This is a genomic window from Streptomyces sp. NBC_01450 (assembly GCF_036227505.1).
Lineage (GTDB): Bacteria > Actinomycetota > Actinomycetes > Streptomycetales > Streptomycetaceae > Streptomyces.
Genome location: NZ_CP109480.1, coordinates 3,876,784 through 3,897,856 on the forward strand (window position 1 = coordinate 3,876,784; position 21,073 = coordinate 3,897,856).

Annotated in this window: 17 protein-coding genes; 9 read left to right on the forward strand and 8 right to left on the reverse strand. The window is 71.3% G+C overall.

The genetic code is table 11. The features are described from left to right. Positions 1–19: 19 nt before the first annotated feature. Positions 20–2,242 carry an ATP-dependent DNA helicase RecG gene (recG, locus tag OG568_RS17245; protein WP_329532231.1) on the reverse strand — a complete coding sequence of 741 codons (2,223 nt, stop codon included), beginning with the start codon at positions 2,240–2,242 and terminating at the stop codon, positions 20–22. Between the two features lie 166 nt (positions 2,243–2,408). Between recG and OG568_RS17250 the strand changes: the two genes are divergently transcribed. Continuing rightward, entirely contained in the window at positions 2,409–4,247 is a 1,839-nt protein-coding gene (locus tag OG568_RS17250; RefSeq protein WP_329532232.1) for an HSP90 family protein, read from the forward strand. Next, the gene (locus OG568_RS17255; RefSeq protein WP_329532233.1) at positions 4,244–7,267 is read left to right on the forward strand and encodes a tetratricopeptide repeat protein; all 3,024 of its coding nucleotides are present in this window, start codon (positions 4,244–4,246) and stop codon (positions 7,265–7,267) included. The genes OG568_RS17250 and OG568_RS17255 overlap by 4 nt, the downstream gene beginning before the upstream one ends. A gap of 175 nt (positions 7,268–7,442) precedes the next feature. Here OG568_RS17255 and OG568_RS17260 read toward each other — a convergent pair whose 3' ends face one another. Beyond that, entirely contained in the window at positions 7,443–9,224 is a 1,782-nt protein-coding gene (locus tag OG568_RS17260; RefSeq protein WP_329532234.1) for a DAK2 domain-containing protein, read from the reverse strand. A 260-nt stretch (positions 9,225–9,484) separates the two neighbouring features. On the opposite strand from OG568_RS17260, the gene rpmB reads away from it, so the two are divergent. Further along, positions 9,485–9,670, forward strand: coding sequence for a 50S ribosomal protein L28 (rpmB, locus tag OG568_RS17265; protein WP_003993230.1), 186 nt, complete (start codon positions 9,485–9,487; stop codon positions 9,668–9,670). Between the two features lie 551 nt (positions 9,671–10,221). Here rpmB and OG568_RS17270 read toward each other — a convergent pair. Beyond that, a complete protein-coding gene (locus OG568_RS17270) occupies positions 10,222–11,523 on the reverse strand; it encodes an RNA-guided endonuclease InsQ/TnpB family protein (RefSeq protein WP_329532235.1) in 1,302 nt (433 codons plus the stop codon). A 269-nt stretch (positions 11,524–11,792) separates the two neighbouring features. On the opposite strand from OG568_RS17270, the gene OG568_RS17275 reads away from it, so the two are divergent. Continuing rightward, a complete protein-coding gene (locus OG568_RS17275) occupies positions 11,793–12,776 on the forward strand; it encodes a tetratricopeptide repeat protein (RefSeq protein ID WP_329532236.1) in 984 nt (327 codons plus the stop codon). Positions 12,777–12,844: 68 nt separating this feature from the next. Continuing rightward, positions 12,845–14,077 carry an FAD-dependent monooxygenase gene (locus OG568_RS17280; RefSeq protein ID WP_329532237.1) on the forward strand — a complete coding sequence of 411 codons (1,233 nt, stop codon included), beginning with the start codon at positions 12,845–12,847 and terminating at the stop codon, positions 14,075–14,077. A gap of 12 nt (positions 14,078–14,089) precedes the next feature. Here the strand turns inward: OG568_RS17280 and OG568_RS17285 are convergent, their stop codons facing one another. Continuing rightward, positions 14,090–15,055, reverse strand: coding sequence for a thiamine-phosphate kinase (locus OG568_RS17285; protein ID WP_054235392.1), 966 nt, complete (start codon positions 15,053–15,055; stop codon positions 14,090–14,092). Between the two features lie 206 nt (positions 15,056–15,261). On the opposite strand from OG568_RS17285, the gene OG568_RS17290 reads away from it, so the two are divergent. Together OG568_RS17290 and OG568_RS17295 are read left to right on the forward strand one after the other, a co-directional pair. Then, complete coding sequence (locus OG568_RS17290) at positions 15,262–15,495, forward strand: Lrp/AsnC family transcriptional regulator (RefSeq protein ID WP_059131736.1); 234 nt, start codon at positions 15,262–15,264, stop codon at positions 15,493–15,495. Between the two features lie 20 nt (positions 15,496–15,515). Then, positions 15,516–16,010, forward strand: coding sequence for a DUF3515 domain-containing protein (locus OG568_RS17295; RefSeq protein ID WP_266586109.1), 495 nt, complete (start codon positions 15,516–15,518; stop codon positions 16,008–16,010). Between the two features lie 57 nt (positions 16,011–16,067). Here the strand turns inward: OG568_RS17295 and OG568_RS17300 are convergent, their stop codons facing one another. The 3 genes from OG568_RS17300 to OG568_RS17310 form a co-directional block, all read right to left on the reverse strand. Beyond that, positions 16,068–17,225, reverse strand: a complete 1,158-nt coding sequence (locus OG568_RS17300; protein ID WP_329532238.1) for a D-alanine--D-alanine ligase family protein — start codon at positions 17,223–17,225, stop codon at positions 16,068–16,070. A 140-nt stretch (positions 17,226–17,365) separates the two neighbouring features. Then, a complete protein-coding gene (locus OG568_RS17305) occupies positions 17,366–18,376 on the reverse strand; it encodes an NAD(P)H-dependent glycerol-3-phosphate dehydrogenase (protein WP_329532239.1) in 1,011 nt (336 codons plus the stop codon). Then, a complete protein-coding gene (locus OG568_RS17310; RefSeq protein ID WP_329532240.1) occupies positions 18,373–19,176 on the reverse strand; it encodes a lysophospholipid acyltransferase family protein in 804 nt (267 codons plus the stop codon). Before OG568_RS17310 ends, OG568_RS17305 begins: the two co-directional genes overlap by 4 nt. Before the next feature lie 145 nt (positions 19,177–19,321). Here OG568_RS17310 and cofC point away from each other — a divergent pair, with 145 nt between their 5' ends. Together cofC and OG568_RS17320 are read left to right on the forward strand one after the other, a co-directional pair. Next, positions 19,322–19,969, forward strand: a complete 648-nt coding sequence (cofC, locus tag OG568_RS17315) for a 2-phospho-L-lactate guanylyltransferase (RefSeq protein ID WP_266690839.1) — start codon at positions 19,322–19,324, stop codon at positions 19,967–19,969. Positions 19,970–20,039: 70 nt separating this feature from the next. Beyond that, a complete protein-coding gene (locus OG568_RS17320) occupies positions 20,040–20,243 on the forward strand; it encodes a hypothetical protein (protein ID WP_054235398.1) in 204 nt (67 codons plus the stop codon). 141 nt (positions 20,244–20,384) lie between these two features. Here OG568_RS17320 and OG568_RS17325 read toward each other — a convergent pair whose 3' ends face one another. Next, positions 20,385–21,026 (reverse strand): HU family DNA-binding protein, encoded by a 642-nt coding sequence (locus OG568_RS17325; protein ID WP_329532241.1) that lies wholly within the window; start codon positions 21,024–21,026, stop codon positions 20,385–20,387. Positions 21,027–21,073: the final 47 nt, after the last annotated feature.

Here is a 21,073-nt window from a genome sequence, read left to right on the forward strand (position 1 = left end):
GTGTGTCAGGGCCAGTCTCTCAGCCCTTGTCGAGATACTGCTCGCGCTCCTCGTCGAGAAGGGCCTCCAGGGCCGTGCGCAGGCCGGGGAGGGCGGTGAGCTCGGGGTCCGCGGCGACGACCGCGGCGGCCTCCTCGCGGGCCTCGGCGATGATCTCCTCGTCCTCGATGACGGCGAGCATCCGCAGCGAGGAGCGGACGCCGGACTGGGCCTGGCCGAGGACATCGCCCTCACGGCGCTGTTCGAGGTCGATGCGGGAGAGCTCGAAGCCGTCGAGCGTGGACGCCACCGCGGTCAGCCGCTGGCGGGCCGGGCTCGCCTCCGGCATCTCGCTGACCAGGAGACAGAGTCCGGCGGCGGAGCCACGGCCGACGCGGCCGCGCAACTGGTGCAGCTGGGACACGCCGAACCGGTCGGCGTCCATGATCACCATGGCCGTGGCGTTCGGCACGTTCACCCCGACCTCGATCACCGTCGTGGCGACCAGGACGTCCGTCTCGCCCGCGGCGAAGCGGCGCATCACGGCGTCCTTGTCGTCGGGCTGCATACGGCCGTGCAGGACCTCGACCCTGAGCCCTTGGAGGGGTCCCTTGGCGAGCTGGTCGGCGATGTCGAGGACGGCGAGCGGCGGGCGCTTCTCGGCCTCGTCCTCGGGGGACTTCTTCCTGGTCTTCTTCGGGTCGCCGGGTTCATCGACGTCGTCGCCGATGCGGGGGCAGACCACGTACGCCTGATGGCCGTTCTCCACTTCTTCGCGCACGCGCTCCCACGCGCGCGCGAGGAAGTGCGGCTTGTCGGCGGCCGGGACGACATGGCTGGCGATCGGCGAACGCCCGGCGGGGAGCTGGTCGAGGACCGAGGTCTCCAGGTCGCCGAAGACGGTCATCGCGACCGTGCGGGGAATGGGCGTGGCGGTCATCACCAGAAGGTGCGGGGGCTGCTTGCCCTTGCCGCGCAGGGCGTCGCGCTGCTCGACACCGAAGCGGTGCTGCTCGTCCACCACGACCAGGCCCAGGTCGTGGAACTGCACCTTGTCCTCGATCAGCGCATGCGTGCCGATCACGATCCCGGCCTCACCGGTGACCAGGTCGAGCAGCGCCTGCCGCCGCGCCGCGGCCCCCATGGATCCGGTGAGCAGCACGACCTTGGTGGAGTGCTCGGACCCGCCGAGCATGCCGCCCTCGGCCAGCTCGCCCATCATCTCGGTGATCGACCGGTGGTGCTGCTGGGCGAGCACCTCGGTGGGCGCGAGCATCGCGGCCTGCCCGCCCGCGTCGACGACGGCGAGCATGGCACGCAGGGCGACCATCGTCTTCCCGGAGCCGACCTCTCCCTGGAGCAGCCGGTGCATCGGGTGCTCGGTGGCGAGGTCGTCGAAGATCTCCTTGGAGACCTTCTGCTGGCCCTCGGTGAGGGTGAAGGGCAGCTTGGCGTCGAAGGCGGTCAGCAGTCCGTCCGGCTTGGGGAGGCGGGCCACGGCGGGGAGTTGGGCGTCGGCGTGGCGGCGGCGGGCCAGGGCGACCTGGAGGACGAAGGCCTCGTCCCACTTGAGGCGGGCGCGGGCGTCGTCGATGTCCGCCTTGGTGTGCGGGCGGTGGATCTTCAGGAGGGCCTCGGGGAGGGAGACCAGGCCGCGACCGTCCCGGAGGGAGTCCGGCAGCGGGTCGACGGCCTCCTGGGCGCTGAGCAGCACCGTCTGCACGGATTTGGCGATCTTCCAGGACTCCAGCTTGGCGGTGGCCGGGTAGATCGGGATGAGCGCGCCCGCCCAGGAGTCGACGGTCTCGGCGGCGTCGTCGCTGTCGGCGCGCAGCGGCTCGTAGGCCGGATGAGCCAGCTGGAGGCGGTGGTTGAAGACGGAGACCTTGCCCGAGAACATCGCGCGGGTGCCGGGCAGCAGGTCCTTGTGGGGCTTGTGCACCCCGTTGCCGAAGAAGACCAGCTGGAGGCGGCCGCTGCCGTCGGTGATGGTCACTTCGAGTCGCTGGCCCTTGCCGCGGGGTGCCTTGGACGAGGCGAAACTGTGCAGGCGCGCGTCGGCGACCTGGGCGACCACCGTGACGTGCTCGTCCATGGGCAGGTCGGCGAGGTGGGTGAGCTGCCCGCGCTCCTCGTATCTACGCGGGTAGTGGTGCAGCAGGTCGCCGACGGTGTGCAGGCCGAGGTGCTCGGCCATCACCTTCGCGGTGGGGGGACCGAGCACCTTCTTCAGTGGTTCATCGAGCGCGGGCACGAGATCCATTGCACACCACACCACTGACATTGCCGTATACGTCTTGGAAATCCGCTGGTCAGGCGGCTCGTTCCGGGCCTAGGATGACGCGCTCCGGCCCTCTTCGCGGTCACCGTCCCCCGGGACCGCCCGACCCCGCGCCGTCGCACGTCCCCCCACCCTCGGCGCAGCGACGATGGACTCCCAGACCTCACAGTCATCACAGGCATCCCAGTCACCTCACACCTTCCAGGTCGACCTGCGTGGTCTGGTGGACCTGCTCTCCCATCACCTCTACTCCAGTCCCAAGGTCTACCTGCGCGAACTGCTGCAGAACGCCGTGGACGCGATCACCGCCCGGCGGGCCGAGCAGCCGGACGCCCCGGCCGCCGTGCGCCTGTACGCCGAGGGCGGCACCCTGCGTGTGGAGGACTCCGGTGTCGGGCTCACCGAGTCCGACGTGCACAGCCTCCTCGCGACGATCGGCCGCAGTTCCAAGCGGGAGGACGGCCTGCAGGCGGCGCGCTCCGACTTCCTGGGCCAGTTCGGCATCGGGTTGCTGGCGTGCTTCGTGGTCGCCGAACGCATCCGCGTCGTCAGCCGCAGCGCGCGTACGCCCGACGCCGCGCCCGTGGAGTGGACCGCGACCGACGACGGCTCGTACACCGTGCGCACACTGCCGCACGAGGCCCGTCCCGAACCGGGGACCACCGTGCACCTGGTGGCGCGCGCCGGAGCCGGCGAATGGCTCGCCGAGGACCGGGTCCGTTCCCTGGCCCGGGACTTCGGCTCGCTGCTGCCGTACGACGTACGCGTCGGCGACGAGGCGATCGCGGACCTCCCGGCACCCTGGGACCGCACCTACCCGAGCCCCACCACCCGCAGGGTGGCCCTGGCCCGCCACTGCCACGACCTGTTCGGCTTCACTCCGCTGGACACGATCGACCTGAACGTGCCACTCGCCGGGGTCCGTGGCGTGGCGTACGTCCTGCCGTCCGCGGTCAGCCCCGCCCAGCGCGCGAGCCACCGGGTGCACCTGAAGGGCATGCTGCTCACCGAGCGGGCCGAACAGCTGCTGCCCGACTGGGCGTTCTTCGTGCGCTGTGTCCTGGACACGGACAGTCTGCGGCCCACCGCCTCGCGCGAGTCGCTGTACGAGGACGAGACCCTGGCGACCGTGCGCGAGGCACTGGGCGAGCGCATCCGGTCGTGGCTGACGGGGCTCGCGGCGGGCGACCCGGAGCGCCTGGCGGCCTTCCTGTCGGTGCACCACCTGGGCGTGAAGTCCCTGGCGCGGCACGACAACGAGATGCTGCGCACGATGCTGCCGTGGCTGCCCTTCGAGACGACCGACGGACGGCTGTCCCTGGAGGAGTTCGCGCTGCGCCACCCGGTGGTGCACTTCACGCGGACCGTGGAGGAGTACCGGCAGGTCGCGCCCATCGCCTCCGCGCAGGGCATCGGAGTGATCAACGGCGGCTACACGTACGACAGCGAGCTGGTGGAGGCGCTGCCGTCGGTGCGCCCGGGTGCGGTCGTCTCGGAGCTGGACGCCGACACCGTGACGGCGCACCTGGACACGGTCGACCCGGCCGAGGAACTGGCTCTCTCGGGCTTCCTGATGGCCGCGCGGGCCAAGCTCGACCCCCTGGGCTGCGACGTGGTGCTGCGCGCCTTCCACCCGCTCTCCGTGCCCGCCCTGCACCTGGACGACCGGGCGGCCCGCCACGAGCAGGCCCGCGCGGAGGCCGAGGAACAGGCCGACGACCTGTGGGCGGGCATTCTCGGCTCGCTGCGCGGCAGCGCGCCCCGCGCCCGCCTGGTCCTCAACCACCTCAACCCACTGATCCGAAGGATCAGTTCACTGCGCGACCCGGAGCTGATAGGCACCGCCACGGAGTCCCTCTACGGACAGGCCCTCCTCATGGCGCAGCGCCCCCTGCGGCCCGCCGACTCCGCGCTCCTCAACCGCGCGTTCATCGGCCTCCTGGAGTGGGCCACCCACACCGAGCCCGGGAAGGACGATCTGCGATGAGCCAGGCCATGGGCATGGACTTCGACACCCTGCGCCAGGCGATGGCGGACAACCAGGAGCAGCCGGAGGGGCCCGCCCGCAACGCGCGCTCGGAGCAACTGCTCGTCGAGGCCGAGAAGCTGAACATCCCGCTCGCCGTGATCGAGGCGCTCGGACACCAGCTGAAGGTCTACAACTACAGCTCCGAGAAGGACAAGATGTTCGTCCCCTTCGCGCGCCTGCTGCGCATGTGGGACGAGCGCCCCGAGGACTTCGACGAGTACGAGACGCACTCCCTGCACTGGGTCTTCAAGTGGATGTCGGCCGGCATGCTCGACCAGCCGCACATCCCGCTCGCCTCCATAGAGAAGTGGCTCGGCGAGATGGAGCACCGCTACCGGCTCGCCGGTCACTCCGAACGGGCCGTGCGGGGCGCCGAGTTCAGCGTCGCCGCGCACGTGGGCGACCTGGCGCGCGCCGAGCGGGCGTACACCGCCTGGCTGGCCGCCGACCGGGACACCATGGCCGACTGCCACGCGTGCGAACTGCACAGCCAGGGGTGGTGGCAGGCGGAGCGCGACGCCGACGAGGAAGCACTCGAACTGTGGCGGCCGGTCCTGGAGGGCGAGTACACCTGCGCCCACGAGCCGCACACCGTCCTGGCGTCCTCGCTGCTCCCCCTGCTGCGTCTGGGCCGCCCGGACGAGGCCCGTGCCCATCATCTGCGGGGCTTCCGGCTGGTGCGCCCCATGGAGAGCATGCGCGGCGCGTACGCGGACCACGTGGAGTTCTGCGCGCTCTCCGGCAACGAGGCGCGCGCCCTGGAACTGCTCGCGGAGCGCCCCGCCTACTTCACCGACTCCGGGGACCCGCGCAGCAAACTCGACTTCATGGCCGTGACGGCCCTGCTCATGGACCGTGTGACCGAACTCGGCCTCGGCGATCAGCCGGTGCCGGGACCGGCCGGCCGGACCTGGACCGCGAGCGGGCTCGCCGTCCACGCGCGCGGGGAGGCGCTTTCCCTGGCAGCGCTCTTCGACGCGCGCAACGGCACGCCGTACGTCAGTGAGCGGGCTCGTGGGCGCATGGACCAGCGGCCGTTGGTGGAGCGGTTGCCGTTGGGGGTGCGGTCCCGGTCCGCGCGGCAGGTGCCACGGTCGGGCTCGGCTTCGGCTTCGGCTTCGGCTTCGGCGCACTCGTCGGCCGCCGTCGTGGAGTCGGGTGTCGGCTCGGACCCGTCCTCGCTCTCGGCGCTGCTCGCCGAGGCCCGGCGGCTGTCCGCGACCCGGAGCCCGGACGCCGTCGAGGCCTGGGCGGCGGTCGCACGGGCCGCCGAGGGCCGGGAGCTGGACGTCCGCGACCGCGCGGAGATCGCCGACCACGCGGCGATGGAGCGCGGTCCCGAGGGCATCGAGCTCTTCCATGAGGCCGCCGAGCTCTACGCCGAGGCGGGCGACCCGGGCGAGGCGCTCGCGGCCCGTGCCCGCGCCGCGTACGTGCTCGCCCTCACCGGCGGGCCCGAGGAGGCGCTCGCGACCGTCTCGGAGCTGCACGAGGGCGTGCTCGCCCTTCTCGCGGACGGCGGGACGGGGGTGTCCCAGGCGGCGTCCGTGCTGGTGGGGCGGGCGCGGATATTGATGCGGTTGGTGCAGGAGGACGCGAGCGAGGACGAGTCGGGGGCGACGGCTTCCCGGGCGGCCGATTCCGGGGCCGCCGGAGACGAGGTCGTGCGCGCCGCGGAGGCGGCCGTGCGGGAACTGCTGACGCTGGCCGAGCCACATGTCTCGGACGTGCGGATGGCCTCGCGGGCCGCGGAGGCGCGGGCGATGCTCGGAGAGCTCGCGGCGCACGCCGGAGACGCCGAGGCCGCCGCGGAGCTGCTGGGGCAGGCCGCGGAGGCGTTCGTGGCGGCGGGGTTGCCGTGGTTCGCCGTGGAGTACGAGTCCCGGCTCGCCGGGATCGCCGGGCACCTGGGCGACGCGGAAGGGGCCGAGCGGGCCGCGCGCGCGGCGCTGGAGCACGCGGGGCCTCGCCTGGAGCCGATGGGGCACGCGCAGCTGCACCTTCAGCTCGCCGAGGTCCTCGGCTCCACCGGGCAGTCCGGCCCGGCCGCGGAACACGCCCTGGAGGCCGCGCACTGGGCCGACGAGGCGGGCGAGGGGCCCACGCTGGGCGCCTGGGCCCGGCACCAGCTCGGCGGTTTCCTGCTGCGTCAGGGGCGGTGGGCCGAGGCCGCGGAGATCCTGGAGTCGGCGCTGCCCGATCTGACCGCCGACATGCACGGCGACGGTGCGATCGTGCAGACGCGGTGGTGGCTCGGCGACTGTCTCACCGAACTCGGCGAACACCGTGCGGCGGCCGAGCACTGGCTGCGGGCCGCCGACATCGCCGAGCACTGGCCCGAACAGCGCGACCACGCGATGCTCGCCCATCTCGCCGCCGAGGCGCTCGGCCACGCCGACATGCCCGCGCAGGCCGAGCAGGCGTACGCGCGCGCCGGTGATCTGTGGCGTTCCCTCGGCAACGTCCACGGGCTGATCCGCTCGCTGCGGGCCCGGGCGTGGGTCGCGTTGCGCACGGACTCGGGGCTGGACGTGGCGCGGGAGTTGATGTCGGCGGCGGTGCGGGAGTGCGAGGAGGGGCTTCGGGCGGTGTCGTCCTCCGTCGGGGCCGAGGCTGTGGAGGGCTCGGATGCCGCGGAGGCCCGTCATCGCCTTGTCGCCGAACTCGGTCACACCCACCGGCAGTTCGGTGACCTCGTCGCCCGTTCCGTTCCGGACGACGCGGAGGAGGCGCTGGCCCACTTCACGCAGGCCGTCTCCGTCTTCGCGTCCCTCGGAGACGACGCCCTCGACGCGCGTACCGGGGCCGAGCTCGCGGCGGGGTGGCTGGAGGCCGACCTGCTCCGGCCCTTGGCCGCGGCCGCACGCGCGCGTGCGGTGCTTTCCGCGTACGCGGGGGTGGACGGGGAGACCGCGGAGGCGCGTCGGGCCGAGGCGGAGAACATGCTGGGCGTGATGGAGAAGCAGCGGGACGAGTGACGGGTGGGGGCGGGGAGGTCTCTCGCCCCCCAGACCCCGTTTCGGCCTGAACGGCCTCGTCCTCACACGCCGGACGGGCTGAAAGATGCGCGCCGGCGCCCCTCAAGGAGCGCGGGGAACTGCGCCCACCCGCGGCCGAAGAACACACCCGCGGTCCTGAGCCGGCGTCCCGCGGCTACTCCACCCCGATCAGCAGCAACGCTCCCTGTCGTCCGCCCCGGTACACCACCGTGTCCACGGCCAAGTACGACTCCCGGACCCGCGCTTCGAGATGGGCGGCGATGGACTCGGGAGCCTCGTCGCCCAGGACCAGGGTCACCATCTCCCCGCCGGCGGCGAGCATGCGGTCGAGGACGGTTTCGGCGGTGGCGGTGATGTCGGAGCCGATCACGGCGACATCGCCGTCGATGAGCCCGAGGACGTCGCCGGCCTGGCAGATGCCGGCCATGGTCCAGGACTGACGCTCGGCGACGGCGACCTCGGCATAGCGGGTGGCGCCCGCCGCCGAGGTCATGGCGACGACGTCCTCGTCGAAGCGACGTTCGGACTCGTGGACGGCGAGCGCGGCGATGCCCTGGACCGCCGAGCGGGTCGGGATCAGCGCGACCCGGACGCCTTCCGTACGGGCCTGCTCGGCGGCGGCGGCCGCGGTGTGACGCAGGTCAGCGTCATTGGGCAGCAACACCACCTCGCGGGCGTGGGCCCGGCGTACGGCTTCGACGAGCTCCCCGCTCGCGGGGGGTTCCCCGGGCCGCGCGAGCACGGTGGTCGCCCCGGCCTCGGCGTACAGCCCGGCCAGCCCTTCGCCGGGCACGACCGCAACGACGGCCCGCTGCGCCCGCTCCCGGGGCGGCCGCCCCGCCGCGCCCGCCGTATGGGCGTCGCCGAGCCCGAAGTGGGTGATCCTGATCCGGTACGGCCGCCCGGCCTCGACCCCCGCCTCCACGGCGGCCCCGGCGTCGTCCACGTGCACATGGACGTTCCACAGCCCGTCCCCGCCGACCACGACGAGCGAGTCGCCGAGGCGGTCGAGCCGGGCCCGCAACCGCGCCACGGCCGCGTCGTCCGCCTCCAGCAGATAGGTCACCTCGAAGGCCGGACCGTCGTCGCCCGGCCGCCCGTCCACGCACGCACCGTCCACATCCACACGGTCCGTGTCGTGCACGCCGTCCGTGCCATGCACGCGCGCGTGGATCTCGCCTGTCACCCGTCCGGCGCCCGGGGACTCCCCCGTGAACGTCTCCGCCAGCGCCTCCAGCACCGCCAGCAGCCCTCGCCCACCCGCGTCGACCACACCGGCGCGCTCCAGCACGGCCAGCTGGCCGGGGGTCGCCACGAGGGCCGCCCGCGCTCCCTCGTACGCCGCGCACGCGACCGTGCCGCAGTCGCCTTCCGTGCCGGTGGCCGCCTCGGCGGCGGCCGCGGCGACCGTGAGGACCGTGCCCTCCACGGGGTGCGCGACGGCCTCGCGCGCGGAGTCGGCGGCCTGTCGGAGGGCCAGCCGGAGGGCCTGTCCGTCGGTGTGAGCGGCCTCACCATGGGCCTCACCATCGGCATCGCCGTCGGCGGCGAGTACCTGCGCCATGCCGCGCAGCAGCTGCGCGAGGATCGTCCCGGAGTTCCCTCGGGCCCCGATCAGCGCCCCGTGTGCCATCGCCCGCACGGTGTCGGCGAGAGTGGGCACGCCGACTCCTGTGACCCCCGTGACCCCCGTGGAAACGGCCCCAGTCGGAGCGGACCCTGTGGGAACTACGGCCGCGACCGTCTCGTAGCCCGCGAAAACCGCCTCCACCGCCGCTGCCGCCGACTCCACCGTCAGATACAGATTCGTCCCGGTGTCCCCGTCCGCGACCGGGTAGACATTGATGGCGTCGATCTCCTCGCGCGCCCGCCCCAGCGCCTCCAGCGCGAGGCCGCACCAGGTGCGCACCGCGAGAGCATCCAATGTCTGCGGCACCTGCGCCTCCTTGAGCTTCTGGACGTGGCTCGCAGCGTAGACCCAGAATGCGTTACTGCCGGTAGTGGGCCCCGAGGAGGGCCGGGGCGGACCCCGGGGGCAGTCATGGTAGTTTCGTTCTCCGGACGCAGTCGTTGTATGCTGCTCCAGTTGCCCGATTCGATCGGGTCTTCCCCCTGGCACCGCCACTCAGATCCTAGATCTCGATTCCGGCATGCCGGGATCAACCGTAAGAGCATCTGAAGTCTTTGGAGTGACCCGTGGCTGCCAACTGCGACGTCTGCGGCAAGGGGCCGGGCTTCGGCAACAACATCTCGCACTCGCACCGCCGTACGTCCCGTCGCTGGAACCCCAACATCCAGCGCGTCCGTACCGTGGTCGGCGGGACGCCGAAGCGCGTGAACGCTTGCACCTCGTGCATCAAGGCCGGCAAGGTCTCGCGCTGACGTAACGCTAGCGCGCGGCCACTGCTGGTTCGCTTAAGAACCGGTCCACCTCACGGTGGGCCGGTTTTTTGTCGTCTTCGTGTCTCGCCCTCACGCCGTCACCCTCGTGCTGCCGTCCTCATATTGCCGTCTTCGTGCACCTTTGTCGCATTCGGTGTCCCACGCGCGCGTAGCCCCCGCCTTCCGGACCTGCCAGAATCTACCGAATACGCTTCGGCATCCTGGGCCCCGTCGAGATCCGCACCACGGACGGCAGCCCCCTGGACCCTGGCGGCCCCCGCCCCGCGCGCTGCTCACCCTGCTCCTCCTGGATGCGGGCCGGACGGCTGACCGCCGAGCACGGCAACCTGGACACGGCCCTGCGCCGTCTCGTACGCGCCAACCACGCGAACGCCCTGCGGCTGATGACCGAGCTCTCCTGGTTCTGGCGGCTGCGCGGCCCCGGCGGGTCTCTCCGAGGAGTACGTCCTGTGCCTGATCAACGCGGTCTCCGGCGAGGGCGACGACTTGGCCGACCAGGAACGTCTGGATCACTTGACATCCTCCCCCTCTTAAGAGACAGGGATTCCAACCCGGGTGGGTTGAGGTTCACGGGCGCTCGAACGGCCGGTGGCCGCTGTCGCCCCTCCGGCACCGGCTGATCGCCGGGGGCGGGGAAACCCGCCCTGTCCTGCCGCGACATTGTTCGCTGCGTTCTCGTCCGCGTTGCAGGTGAACCCGCAGGACACACAGACGAAGTCGGCTTGGCTCTTGCGCGACTTCTTCTCGATCCACCCGCAGGCGGAGCACCGCAGAGAGGTAAAGGGTGCCGGGACGTCCTCGACCCGGCCCGGGGCCTTGTGCTTCGTGCGTTGCCGCAGCAGGCCCCAGCCCTGAGCGAGGATGCCCCGGTTCAGCCCGGCCTTCTGCCTGACGTTCCTGCCGGGCTGTTCGACCGTCCCCTTCACGGAGCGGGTCATGTTCTTGATGTTCAGCTTCTCGAACCGCACCAGGTCGTAGGTGCGGGCGAGCATGGTGCTGGTCTTCTCGCACCAGTCCTTGCGCCGGTTCACCTCGCGTGCCTTGAGTCCGGCGACCTTCGCGTACGCGGCGGCCTTGAGAGCGCTGCCCTTGGGGGCCCGGGCCGCGCGGCGCTCGTGCTTGCGGATTTGTGCCCGCTCCTTGACCGTGAGCTGCGGGCAGTTCAGCTTCCGCCCGTCCGACAGGGCCGCCGTGATCTTCACACCCCGGTCGATACCGATGACCTCGCCCGTGCCGGGCGCGGGAGTCGGCTCGGGGACGACCGCGAACGCGATGTGCCACTGACCGCCTCGGCAGGTGACCCGGAACGTCTTCGCAGCGGGAAGCCGCGCGCCCTTGCCCTGGGCGCTGAGGCGGAAGCGCACCCAGCCGCAGGCGGGCACCTTGACCTGCGCCCACCGCCGGTTGAGCTTCTGCACGACCACCAAGCGGCCCATGACCTGCTTACCGGTCTTCTGGTTCAGTTTCGGGCTGCCGTCCGGCCCGTACTCGGGTACACGGTCGGTGCCGATGACACGAAAGCCCTCGTGCTGGTACTTCCTGCGCCAGGTCGGCTCACCGAAGCCGGAGGTGAAGCGGGCGTTCTTGGCCCTGGCGAAGTCCTTCAGGGCCTGCTGCTGCACATCGGCGTTCCCGGCGGCCAGCCACTCATGGTCACGCCGGGCCTCGGTGAGCTGGCGGCACTGCTCCGCAAAACCGGGCGCGGACGTGCGACCCGGCTTCCGGTGCCCGTGCTGCTCGACAGCCAGATTCCAGACATACCGGGCGTGCGCGCAGTGCAGCAGCATCCGCTCCGCCTGCTCGCTCGTCGGATACATCCGAAACCGTGCCATGCCGCAAACCTAGCCCGCACGTTCCCCACCCGCGCGCACCATCGATCAACACCACCCGTGTGAGTGACCGCCCCGGCTGCCGCTCCGGGGGCGGTCACTCACCACCGGATCTCAACTCCCCGTCACCACCGCCTGTGCGTGGCCACCCTCAGCGCCACGCACCACGACGCCGAATCGCTCTGACGGCGATTCGGCTTCCCCTGCCCCGCTCCGCGGGAGCAGGCAATCACCCCGGTCCTGAAGGACCGGGCACCCTGCCCGAAAGCACGGTGGAAGCCCTGCTGGCCGGACTGCCCGGCCCGCTGCGGCTGCCCTTCGCCGTGGTGCTGTGGTCGGTGTCGGGCGGGCCTCGGCCCCACGCCAACGACCGGGTGCGGGCACAGGTCGGGAACGACACGTGGGGCCGGGCGCTTCTTGATCTCGGCCTGGGCTTCCAGGAGCAGTTCGCGGGGCGTCCGACGGCGTCCGAGGAGTCGTTCGCACGGGCCTTGAGGGGTTTTCGCACGACCGGGGACCGCTGGGGCATGGCGAACTGTCTCGACCCGCTGGGCATGTTCGCCGACTCGCGCGGGGAACACCGACGCGCACTCGAACTGCTCGACGAAGGGCTTTCGTACATCAGGGAGTTGGCCGCCCCCGAGGAGACCTCGGACCTCCTGCGCACCCGTGCGACCGTGCTGCTGCACCAGGGGGAACTGGCCGCGGCGAAGGAGCACTTCGGCCAGGCGCTGACCCTGGCCCGCACCGTGGGCCTCGCCGACAAGGTGGCGGGTGCCCTGCGGGGCCTGGGCGACGCCGCTCGGCTCGCGGGGGACACCGGCCACGCGCGTGTGCACTACGAGAGCGCCCTGGAGTCCTGCGCGGCCAACTGGTTCAGCGTCGGCGAGACCGTGCGCATCCTCATCGGTCTGGGCCGCTCGGCCGCCGCGGAGGGGCGCCTCGACGAGGCTCGCGACTACGCCCGCCAGGCCACCGACCTCGCCGTCGAGAGTCCCGGAGTACTGGAACTCGCCGAGTCAGCGGAGGCGTTGGCGGCCCTCGTCGGCTCCCCCGAGCGCGCCGCCGTCCTGCTGGGCGCCGCCGTCGGTCTGCGCGGGGCCGCGCCGCTGGGCGACCCCGAAGCCGTACGCATCGAGCGGGACATCCGCGAAAAGCTGCCCCCTGAAGCGTACGAAAAGGCCTTTGGGCAGGGGCGCGCACTCGGGGCGGCGGCACTCACCGACGGCTCTCACCACCGTCAGGAGCCGCGCTGACCAGCGGCCGGGAACACGGTCAGCGAACGGTAGGAGCACGGTCAGCGCCTCCCGCGAAGCTCCTGGCCATGACAACGAACACGACACAGAACATGGCGGACGACCCGGCGCGAAAGCTCGCCCACCTTCACGTCCTCGTCTCCGGCGCCAGCGTCGCGGGCCCCGCCGTCGCCCTCAACCTGCTCCGGTACGGCGCCCGCGTCACCGTCGTCGAGAAGGCACCCGACCTGCGTGCCGGCGGATTCGCGGTCGACTTCCGGGGGCACGTCCACCGGACCGTCCTGACCGCCATGGGCATCTGGGACGAGATCCACGCCCATCAGACCCACATGGGCCGGCAGACCGTCGTCGACGCAGACGGCACCCCGCGCGTGGACCTGCCGGCCGAGCTGATGAGCGGCGACGTGGAGATCTTCCGCGGTGAGCTGGCGCGGATCATGTACGAACGCACCAAGGACAAGGCGGAGTACGTCTTCGGGGACTCGATCGCCACCCTCACCGAGACCCCGGAAGGCGTCGACGTGACCTTCGAGCGCGGCGCCCCGCGCCGCTTCGACCTCGTCGTGGGCGCCGACGGACTGCACTCCCTCACCCGGCGCCTCGTCTTCGGTGAGGAGTCCCGCTACCTGCGCTTCCTCGACCACTACGTGGCGGCCTTCAAAGTCCCCAACGACCTGGGCCTCGACCGCACCGGGCAGCTGTACAGCGAACCGGGACGGGCGGTGGTCGTCGGCAACTACGACGGCGATCCGGACCGGGCGGGCGCACTGCTCGTCTTCCGGTCCCAGGAGCTGGAGTTCGACCGCCGTGACGTGGCCGCGCAGAAGCGGATCCTGGCGGAGCGGTTCGCGGGGATGGGCTGGGAGACCCCGGGGGTCCTCAAGGCTCTGGAGCGGGCCGACGACCTGTACTTCGACGCGATCGCCCAGATCCATGTCGACCGGCTCACCCGGGGCCGCGTGGTGCTGCTCGGGGACGCCGGGTACGGGGCCACGATGGGCGGCATGGGCACCGGGGTGGCGATCGTCGGGGCGTACGTCCTGGCCGGGGAGCTGGCCCTCGCGGGCGGCGACCACCGCACCGCCTTCGCCGAGTACGAGACCCGCGTGCGGGACTTCGCCAAGGGCTGCCAGAAGATCTCGGGCAACGCGGGGCCGTTCTTCGCGCCGCCGACCGAACGGCGCATCCGCAGCCGGGACCGCGCGTACCGGCTGCTCAGCTCCCGCCTCCTGGCGGGCTTCTTCAAGAAGCTCACCGAGAAGGCGGCCACCGGCATCAAACTCCGCGCATACCCCGCCTGACGGGGTGGGCGGCTACGACTCGATGTCGCCGAAGTGGTCCCAGCCGCCCTTGCTGGTCCAGGGCGCGCCGTCCACCGTGACCTGGGGCAGCGCCGAGGGGTTGAGGACCTCGCCGATCACCTTCCAGCGCGCGGGCAGCTTCACGTCCGGCGGGAAGGCCGCCACGATCGCGTGGTCCTCCCCGCCGGTCAGCACCCACTGGATGGGGTCGACGCCGACGGCCTGGCCGATGTCGTTCATCTGGGAGGGGATGTCGATCGCGCCCGAACGGATGTCGATGCGCACCTTGCTCGCCTCGGCGATGTGCCCCAGGTCGGCGATCAGCCCGTCGCTCACGTCGCACATCGCCGTCGCACCGAGCCCGGCGGCGGCGGGACCCGCGTGGTACGGCGGCTCGGGGCGGCGGTGGGCCTCGACGAAGGCGCGCGGTGAGCGGAAGCCCCGGGAGAGCACCGCGTGCCCGGCCGCGGACCAGCCCAGCCAGCCCGTCACGGCGATCACGTCACCGGGCTGGGCGCCGCCCCGGGTGACCGGTTCGTGGTTGCGCAGGTCGCCGAGCGCGGTGATCGAGATCATGATGGTGTCGCCGCGTACGACGTCGCCGCCGACCACGGACGCGCCCGCGACCTGGCACTCGTCGCGCAGCCCGTCCATCATCTCGGAGGGCCAGGTGGCCGGGAGTTCGGCCGGGACGACCAGGCCGAGCAGCAGCGCGGTCGGTACGGCGCCCATCGCGGCGATGTCCGCGAGGTTCTGTGCGGCCGCCTTGCGCCCGACGTCGTACGCAGTGGACCAGTCGCGGCGGAAGTGCCGCCCCTCCAGAAGGATGTCGGTGCTCGCCACCACCCTGCGGTCGGGCGCTGCCACCACCGCGGCGTCGTCGCCGGGGCCGACCCGGACCGCCGGGGTGGTGGTGAGACGCGAAGTGAGCTCCTTGATGAGCCCGAACTCCCCCAACTCGCCCACGGTGCCCTTCATGATCGTACTGCTCCCTCTGCCGCTACCCGTGCCCGGTAGCGAGCCGTCTCTGTACTCGGTACGGTCGAGTTGACCGTCAACTTGTGCAGTCCGTGCACCCCGGCGCGCAAGCCCCAGCCACCGCGGGTCTCCCCGTGGCGAGCGGCGACGCGATACCGTGGCGTTCCTTTTCCCCACATGATCCTCGTGGCCGCCCTGGAGGTTCCGTGGTACAGGCGTACATCCTGATCCAGACGGAGGTCGGCAAATCGTCGACCGTCGCCGAAACGATCAGCAAGATCCCGGGGGTGATCCAGGCCGAGGACGTGACAGGACCGTACGACGTGATCGTGCGCGCCCAGGCCGACACGGTCGACGAACTCGGCCGCATGGTGGTCGCGAAAGTCCAGCAAGTGGACGGCATCACCCGTACCTTGACCTGCCCGGTGGTGCACCTCTAGCCCCCGTCTACCCTTGGCCGGTGAACTTCTCCTGTCACCGGCACACCGCTCTCTTCGGGCTGCCTGCTCTCGCTCTGTTGATGGCCGCCACGGGCTGCTCCTCAGCAGACGACGGCGCATCGGCCGTGGTTCCCAGTCCGGACGCGAAGGTCACCGAGCTGTGCCAGAACCTGGACAAGGTGCTGCCGAAGAAGATCGACGGCCTCGACCGGAACGATCCCGAGCCCCGGTCCGCGCTGACCGCGGGCTGGGGAAGCCCGGCGATCATACTGCGCTGCGGCGTCGAACGGCCCGCGAAGATGAGCGATGAGAACGCGCTCAGCGGCGAGGTGAACGGTGTCGGCTGGCTCATGGAGAAGCAGGGCGACGGGTCGTACCGCTTCACCTCGGGTCTGCGCCGGGCGTACGTCGAGGTCAGCGTGCCGACGAAGTGGGTCCAGCGGGACGGGTCGGGTTCGCTCGTCGACCTGGCCGCACCCATCAAGAAGGCGATCCCCGAAGGGATCGCCGACTGACGTACACGCGTGCGCCCAAAGGCGCGTGCCCTGGAGCGGAGCCCCGGTCCCGCAGCTCTAGCGCAGCCCCGTCGAGCGGCACAGCGCCGCCTGGATCAGGCGGTCCACCAGCTCCGGGTAGGCCACGCCGCTCGCCTGCCACATCTGCGGGTACATGGAGATGGGCGTGAAGCCCGGCATGGTGTTGATCTCGTTGATCACGAACTCGCCGTCCTCGGTGAGGAAGAAGTCCGCGCGCACCAGGCCCTCGCAGGAGGCGGCCTCGAACGCCTCGACCGCGAGCCGCTGGACCTCCGCGGTCTGCTCGGGGGTCAGCGGGGCCGGCACGAGGCCGGGCGTCGAGTCGATGTACTTCGCCTCGAAGTCGTAGTACGCGTGCGACTGCACGGGCGGGATCTCGGCGGGCACGCTCGCGCGCGGACCGTCCTCGAACTCCAGAACCCCGCACTCGATCTCGCGGCCACGCAGCAGCGCCTCCACGATGATCTTCGGGTCGTGGCGCTGGGCCTCCTCGATCGCCTCGTCGAGGCCTTCGAGGGAGTCGACCTTGGTGATGCCGATCGATGAGCCCGCGCGCGCGGGCTTGATGAACAGCGGCCAGCCGTGCTCCCCCGCGAAGTCGATGATCTTCTTGCGGGCGGCGGACTCGTCGCGCTGCCACTCGCGGGGCCGGATCACCTCGTACGGGCCGACGGGCAGCCCGAAGGAGGTGAACACCCGCTTCATGTACTCCTTGTCCTGGCCGACGGCCGAGGCGAGCACGCCCGCACCGACGTACGGGACCCCGGAGAGCTCCAGGAGGCCCTGGAGGGTGCCGTCCTCGCCGTAGGGGCCGTGCAGCATGGGGAAGACGACGTCGACCTCGCCCAGCGCCTTGGGGACCGATCCGGGCTCGCTGTAGACGACTTCGCGGTTGGCCGGATCGACGGGGAGGATCACGCCGCCCTCGTTCGACTCGGCGAGCTGCTCCACATCCGGCTGGCGCCGGTCGACGATGGCCATGCGGTCCGGTTCATCGGCGGTGAGCGCCCAACGGCCGTCACGGGTGATGCCGATCGGCAGGACGTCGTACTTCGTCCGGTCGATGGCACGCAGGACGGCGCCGGCCGTGACCACGGAGATCCCGTGTTCGGAGCTGCGGCCGCCGAAGACAACGGCCACACGCGGCTTGCGAGGCGGCTGCTCAGGGCTCTGGGGGAGGTTCTCGGTGCTCATATCGCGTTGAGAGTACCCGTTGGTACGGCGCTCGGTCAGCGCCCCACGGCGGCCGTTGTCCAACGTCGCACGGGTGGTCGCTCAGCGTCGTACGAGCCGTTGCGGAGCGTTGATTTCCGGCGGCGGCGCGGCGTGGATCCTCAGCGGCGCTCGGGTTTGGCGCTGCGCCCCATCAGCTCCTTGACCGCGACGACCGGCGACTTGCCCTCGTGGACGATGCCGACGACCGTCTCGGTGATGGGCATGTCGACGCCGTGCCTGCGGGCCAGATCCAGCACGGACTCACAGGACTTGACGCCCTCGGCCGTCTGCTTGGTGACCGCGATGGTCTCCTGGAGGGTCATGCCCCTGCCGAGGTTGGTGCCGAAGGTGTGGTTGCGCGACAGCGGCGAGGAGCAGGTGGCCACCAGGTCGCCCAGGCCCGCGAGTCCGGAGAAGGTCAGCGGGTCGGCGCCCATGGCGAGACCGAGGCGGGTGGTCTCGGCGAGTCCGCGTGTGATCAGCGAGCCCTTGGTGTTGTCGCCCAGGCCCATGCCGTCCGCGATGCCGACGGCGAGGCCGATCACGTTCTTGACCGCGCCGCCCAGTTCGCAGCCCACCACGTCGGTGTTGGTGTACGGGCGGAAGTACGGGGCGTGGCAGGCGGCCTGGAGACGCTGGGCGACCGCTTCCGAGGTGCAGGCGACCACACCGGCGGCCGGCATCCGGGCGGCGATCTCACGGGCCAGGTTGGGGCCGGTGACCACGGCGATACGGTCGGCGCCGACCTTGGCGACGTCCTCGATCACCTCGCTCATCCGCATCGCGGAACCGAGTTCGACGCCCTTCATGAGGGAGACCAGGACCGTGTCCGGCTCCAGCAGCGGCGTCCACTCGGCGAGGTTCCCGCGCAGGGTCTGCGAGGGCACGGCGAGGACGGTGAAGTCGGCGTCACGCGCGGCCTCGGCGGCGTCGGTCGTCGCCCGCAGGTTCTCGGGGAGGTCGACGCCCGGCAGGTAGTCCGGGTTCGTATGCGTGGAGTTGACCGCCTCGGCGAGCTCGGCGCGCCGCGCGCACAGGGTGACCTCGCACCCCGCGTCGGCGAGCACCATGCCGAAGGCCGTACCCCACGATCCGGTCCCGAAGACGGCCGCCTTGACCGGCTTGCTCACGTGCTCTGCCCCTCTTCCTGCTGTGCCTGTGCCTGCTGGGCCTGTACCCGCTCCTGAGCCCGCTCCTGGGCCCTGGTACGCCTGCGCTGTTCGATCCGCACCTGGCGCGGGTCGTAGGGCGTCTCAGGGGCCTTTTCGCCGCGGATCTGCTCAAGCTGCGCGGTGACGGCGGCCATGATGACCTCGGTGGCCTCCTTCAGGAGGTCCGGGCTCATCTCCCTGTCGTAGAAGCGCGACAGGTCGACCGGGGGGCCCGCGAGAACGTGGTGGGTCTTGCGGGGAAGGAGGTTCGGCTTCTTGGCGTACGGCGGCAGCAATTCGTTGGCGCCCCACTGGGCGACCGGGATCACCGGGCACTTGGTCTGCAGGGCGACCCGGGCGGCACCGGTCTTGCCGGTCATCGGCCAGCCGTCGGGGTCACGGGTGAGGGTGCCCTCGGGGTAGAACGCGACGCACTCGCCGCGCTCCACGGCGTCGATCGCGGCCCGGAACGCGCTCAGCGCGTCGGTGCTCTCGCGGTAGACGGGGATCTGTCCGGTGCCGCGCATCGCGGCCCCCACGAATCCCTTCCTGAAAAGCCCGGCCTTGGCCAGGAAACGCGGAACACGCCCGGTGTTGTACTGATAGTGGGCATACGCGAACGGGTCCACATGCGAATTGTGGTTCACCGCCGTGATAAATCCGCCCTCAGCCGGAATGTTCTCCATTCCGCGCCAGTCCCGCTTGATCAGAACCACCAGTGGCGGTTTACAGAGAACCGCTGCGAAGCGGTACCAGAAGCCGATTCTGCGGCGGGGCACGCGGGCACCTTCCTCTTAGGGCCTGGGGGGCCGCACAAGTGTCACCCCAGGCCGCCGGTCTGTCGAGAACACCGTACGCCCCGACGTCCGGACCGCCACGGGTGCCGGGTCACAATGGGCGCGACAAGGGAGGAACGGAGCGCTCGTGCAGTGGACCTTGGTGATCCCCCTCAAAGCCCTGGCGCGGGCCAAGAGCAGGCTCTCTGACACCGCCGCGGACGCGGTGCGCCCCGGACTCGCCCTCGCCTTCGCGCAGGACACCGTGGCGGCCGCGCTGGCCTGCGCGGCCGTCGGCGATGTGGCGGTCGTCACGGACGACGCGCTGGCCGGGCGGGAGCTGGCCGCGCTGGGAGCGTGGATCGTCCCGGACGAGCCGGGTGGCGGTCTCAACGCCGCGTTGGCGCACGGGGCGGCGGCCGTACGCTCCCGGACTCCCGAATGCGCCGTGGCCGCACTGAACGCCGATCTGCCCGCCTTGCGTCCCCTGGAATTGGCTCGGGTACTCGATGCCGCCGCCGAATTCCCGCGCGCTTTTCTCCCCGATGCGGCCGCAATCGGCACCACTCTGCTGGCCGCATCCCCCGGCCGTGAATTGCGCCCCGCCTTCGGCACCGATTCCCGAACCCGTCATCGCGCCTCGGGAGCCGCGGAACTCGTTCTCACCGCGGTGGATTCCGTACGCCAGGACGTCGACACCGGGGAAGATCTACGCGCGGCGCTCGCACTGGGAGTGGGCCCCCGCACGGCCAGGATGGCGGCGAAACTCCTGATCCCGGGCCAACCGGGCACCTGAACGCCGTTCGCCGACGCCGCGTCCGCCGGGCCCACCAGCGGCGCACACCAGCCCTGGATAGGCTTTCGGCATGCAGGCGACCGCGTACACGTACGACCCCGACACCCGTAGCGGCCAGGTGCTGCTCGACGACGGCACGCCGGTGCCCTTCGACGGCGCCGCGTTCGACGCCGGCGGGCTCAGGCTGCTGCGCCCGGGGCAGCGCGTACGCATCGAGACCGAGGGCGACGGCGAGGCCCGCCGGATCACCCTGGTGACGCTCCAGACCTTCTGAACGGACTGAACGGACCTTCGCCGGACTCTCTGACCAGGCCTTCCGACCAGGCCTTCTCATCGACCAGGTCCCGGAAACGCCGCGGGCCGGGCTCCCCGTGGGAGTCCGGCCCGGCGCGTGAGTTGCCCTGCGCCCCTGCTTCTAGCGGGCGGTGGTCTTCTTGGCGGTGGTCTTGCGAGCCGTCGACTTCTTGGCGGGGGCCTTCTTGGCGGTCGCCTTCTTCGCCGGGGCCTTCTTGGCCGTCGCCTTCTTGGCGGTCGCCGCGGTCTTCTTGGCGGTCGCCGTCGTCTTCTTGGCGGTCGTCTTCTTGGCCGTCGTCTTCTTCGCGGCGGCGGTGGTCTTCTTGACCGCCGTCTTCTTCGCCGCGGCGGTGGTCTTCTTCGCAGTCGCCTTCTTGGCGGCGGTGGCCTTCTTGGCCGCGGCCTTCTTGACCGTCGCCGCGGCACCCCCGGTCAGGCTGCCCTTGGGCGCCTTCTTGACCGCGACCTCGCCACCGCGCGGGAGCTTCTTCGAGCCGCTCACCAGGTCCTTGAAGCCCTGACCGGCGCGGAAGCGCGGCACAGAGGTCTTCTTGACCCGAACACGCTCACCGGTCTGCGGGTTGCGGGCGTAACGAGCCGGACGGTCGACCTTCTCGAAGGAACCGAAGCCGGTGACCGAGACCCGGTCCCCGCCGACAACTGCACGGACGATCGCGTCCAGTACGGCGTCGACCGCGTCGGCGGCCTGCTGACGCCCGCCGACCTTGTCGGCAATCGCTTCTACGAGCTGCGCCTTGTTCACGTCTTCCCCTTCGGAGACATTGCCCGAACGAATGCGTTCAAGCTTTT

What these genes read in the sequence shown, in the direction of transcription:
- OG568_RS17250 (WP_329532232.1), top strand. Translation starts at nt 2,409, where the DNA reads ATGGACTCCCAGACCTCACAGTCATCACAGGCATCCCAGTCACCTCAC.
- OG568_RS17300 (WP_329532238.1), bottom strand. Translation starts at nt 17,225, where the DNA reads ATGAGCACCGAGAACCTCCCCCAGAGCCCTGAGCAGCCGCCTCGCAAG.
- OG568_RS17255 (WP_329532233.1), top strand. Translation starts at nt 4,244, where the DNA reads ATGAGCCAGGCCATGGGCATGGACTTCGACACCCTGCGCCAGGCGATG.
- OG568_RS17280 (WP_329532237.1), top strand. Translation starts at nt 12,845, where the DNA reads ATGACAACGAACACGACACAGAACATGGCGGACGACCCGGCGCGAAAG.
- recG (WP_329532231.1), bottom strand. Translation starts at nt 2,242, where the DNA reads ATGGATCTCGTGCCCGCGCTCGATGAACCACTGAAGAAGGTGCTCGGT.
- OG568_RS17320 (WP_054235398.1), top strand. Translation starts at nt 20,040, where the DNA reads ATGCAGGCGACCGCGTACACGTACGACCCCGACACCCGTAGCGGCCAG.
- OG568_RS17270 (WP_329532235.1), bottom strand. Translation starts at nt 11,523, where the DNA reads ATGGCACGGTTTCGGATGTATCCGACGAGCGAGCAGGCGGAGCGGATG.
- OG568_RS17285 (WP_054235392.1), bottom strand. Translation starts at nt 15,055, where the DNA reads ATGAAGGGCACCGTGGGCGAGTTGGGGGAGTTCGGGCTCATCAAGGAG.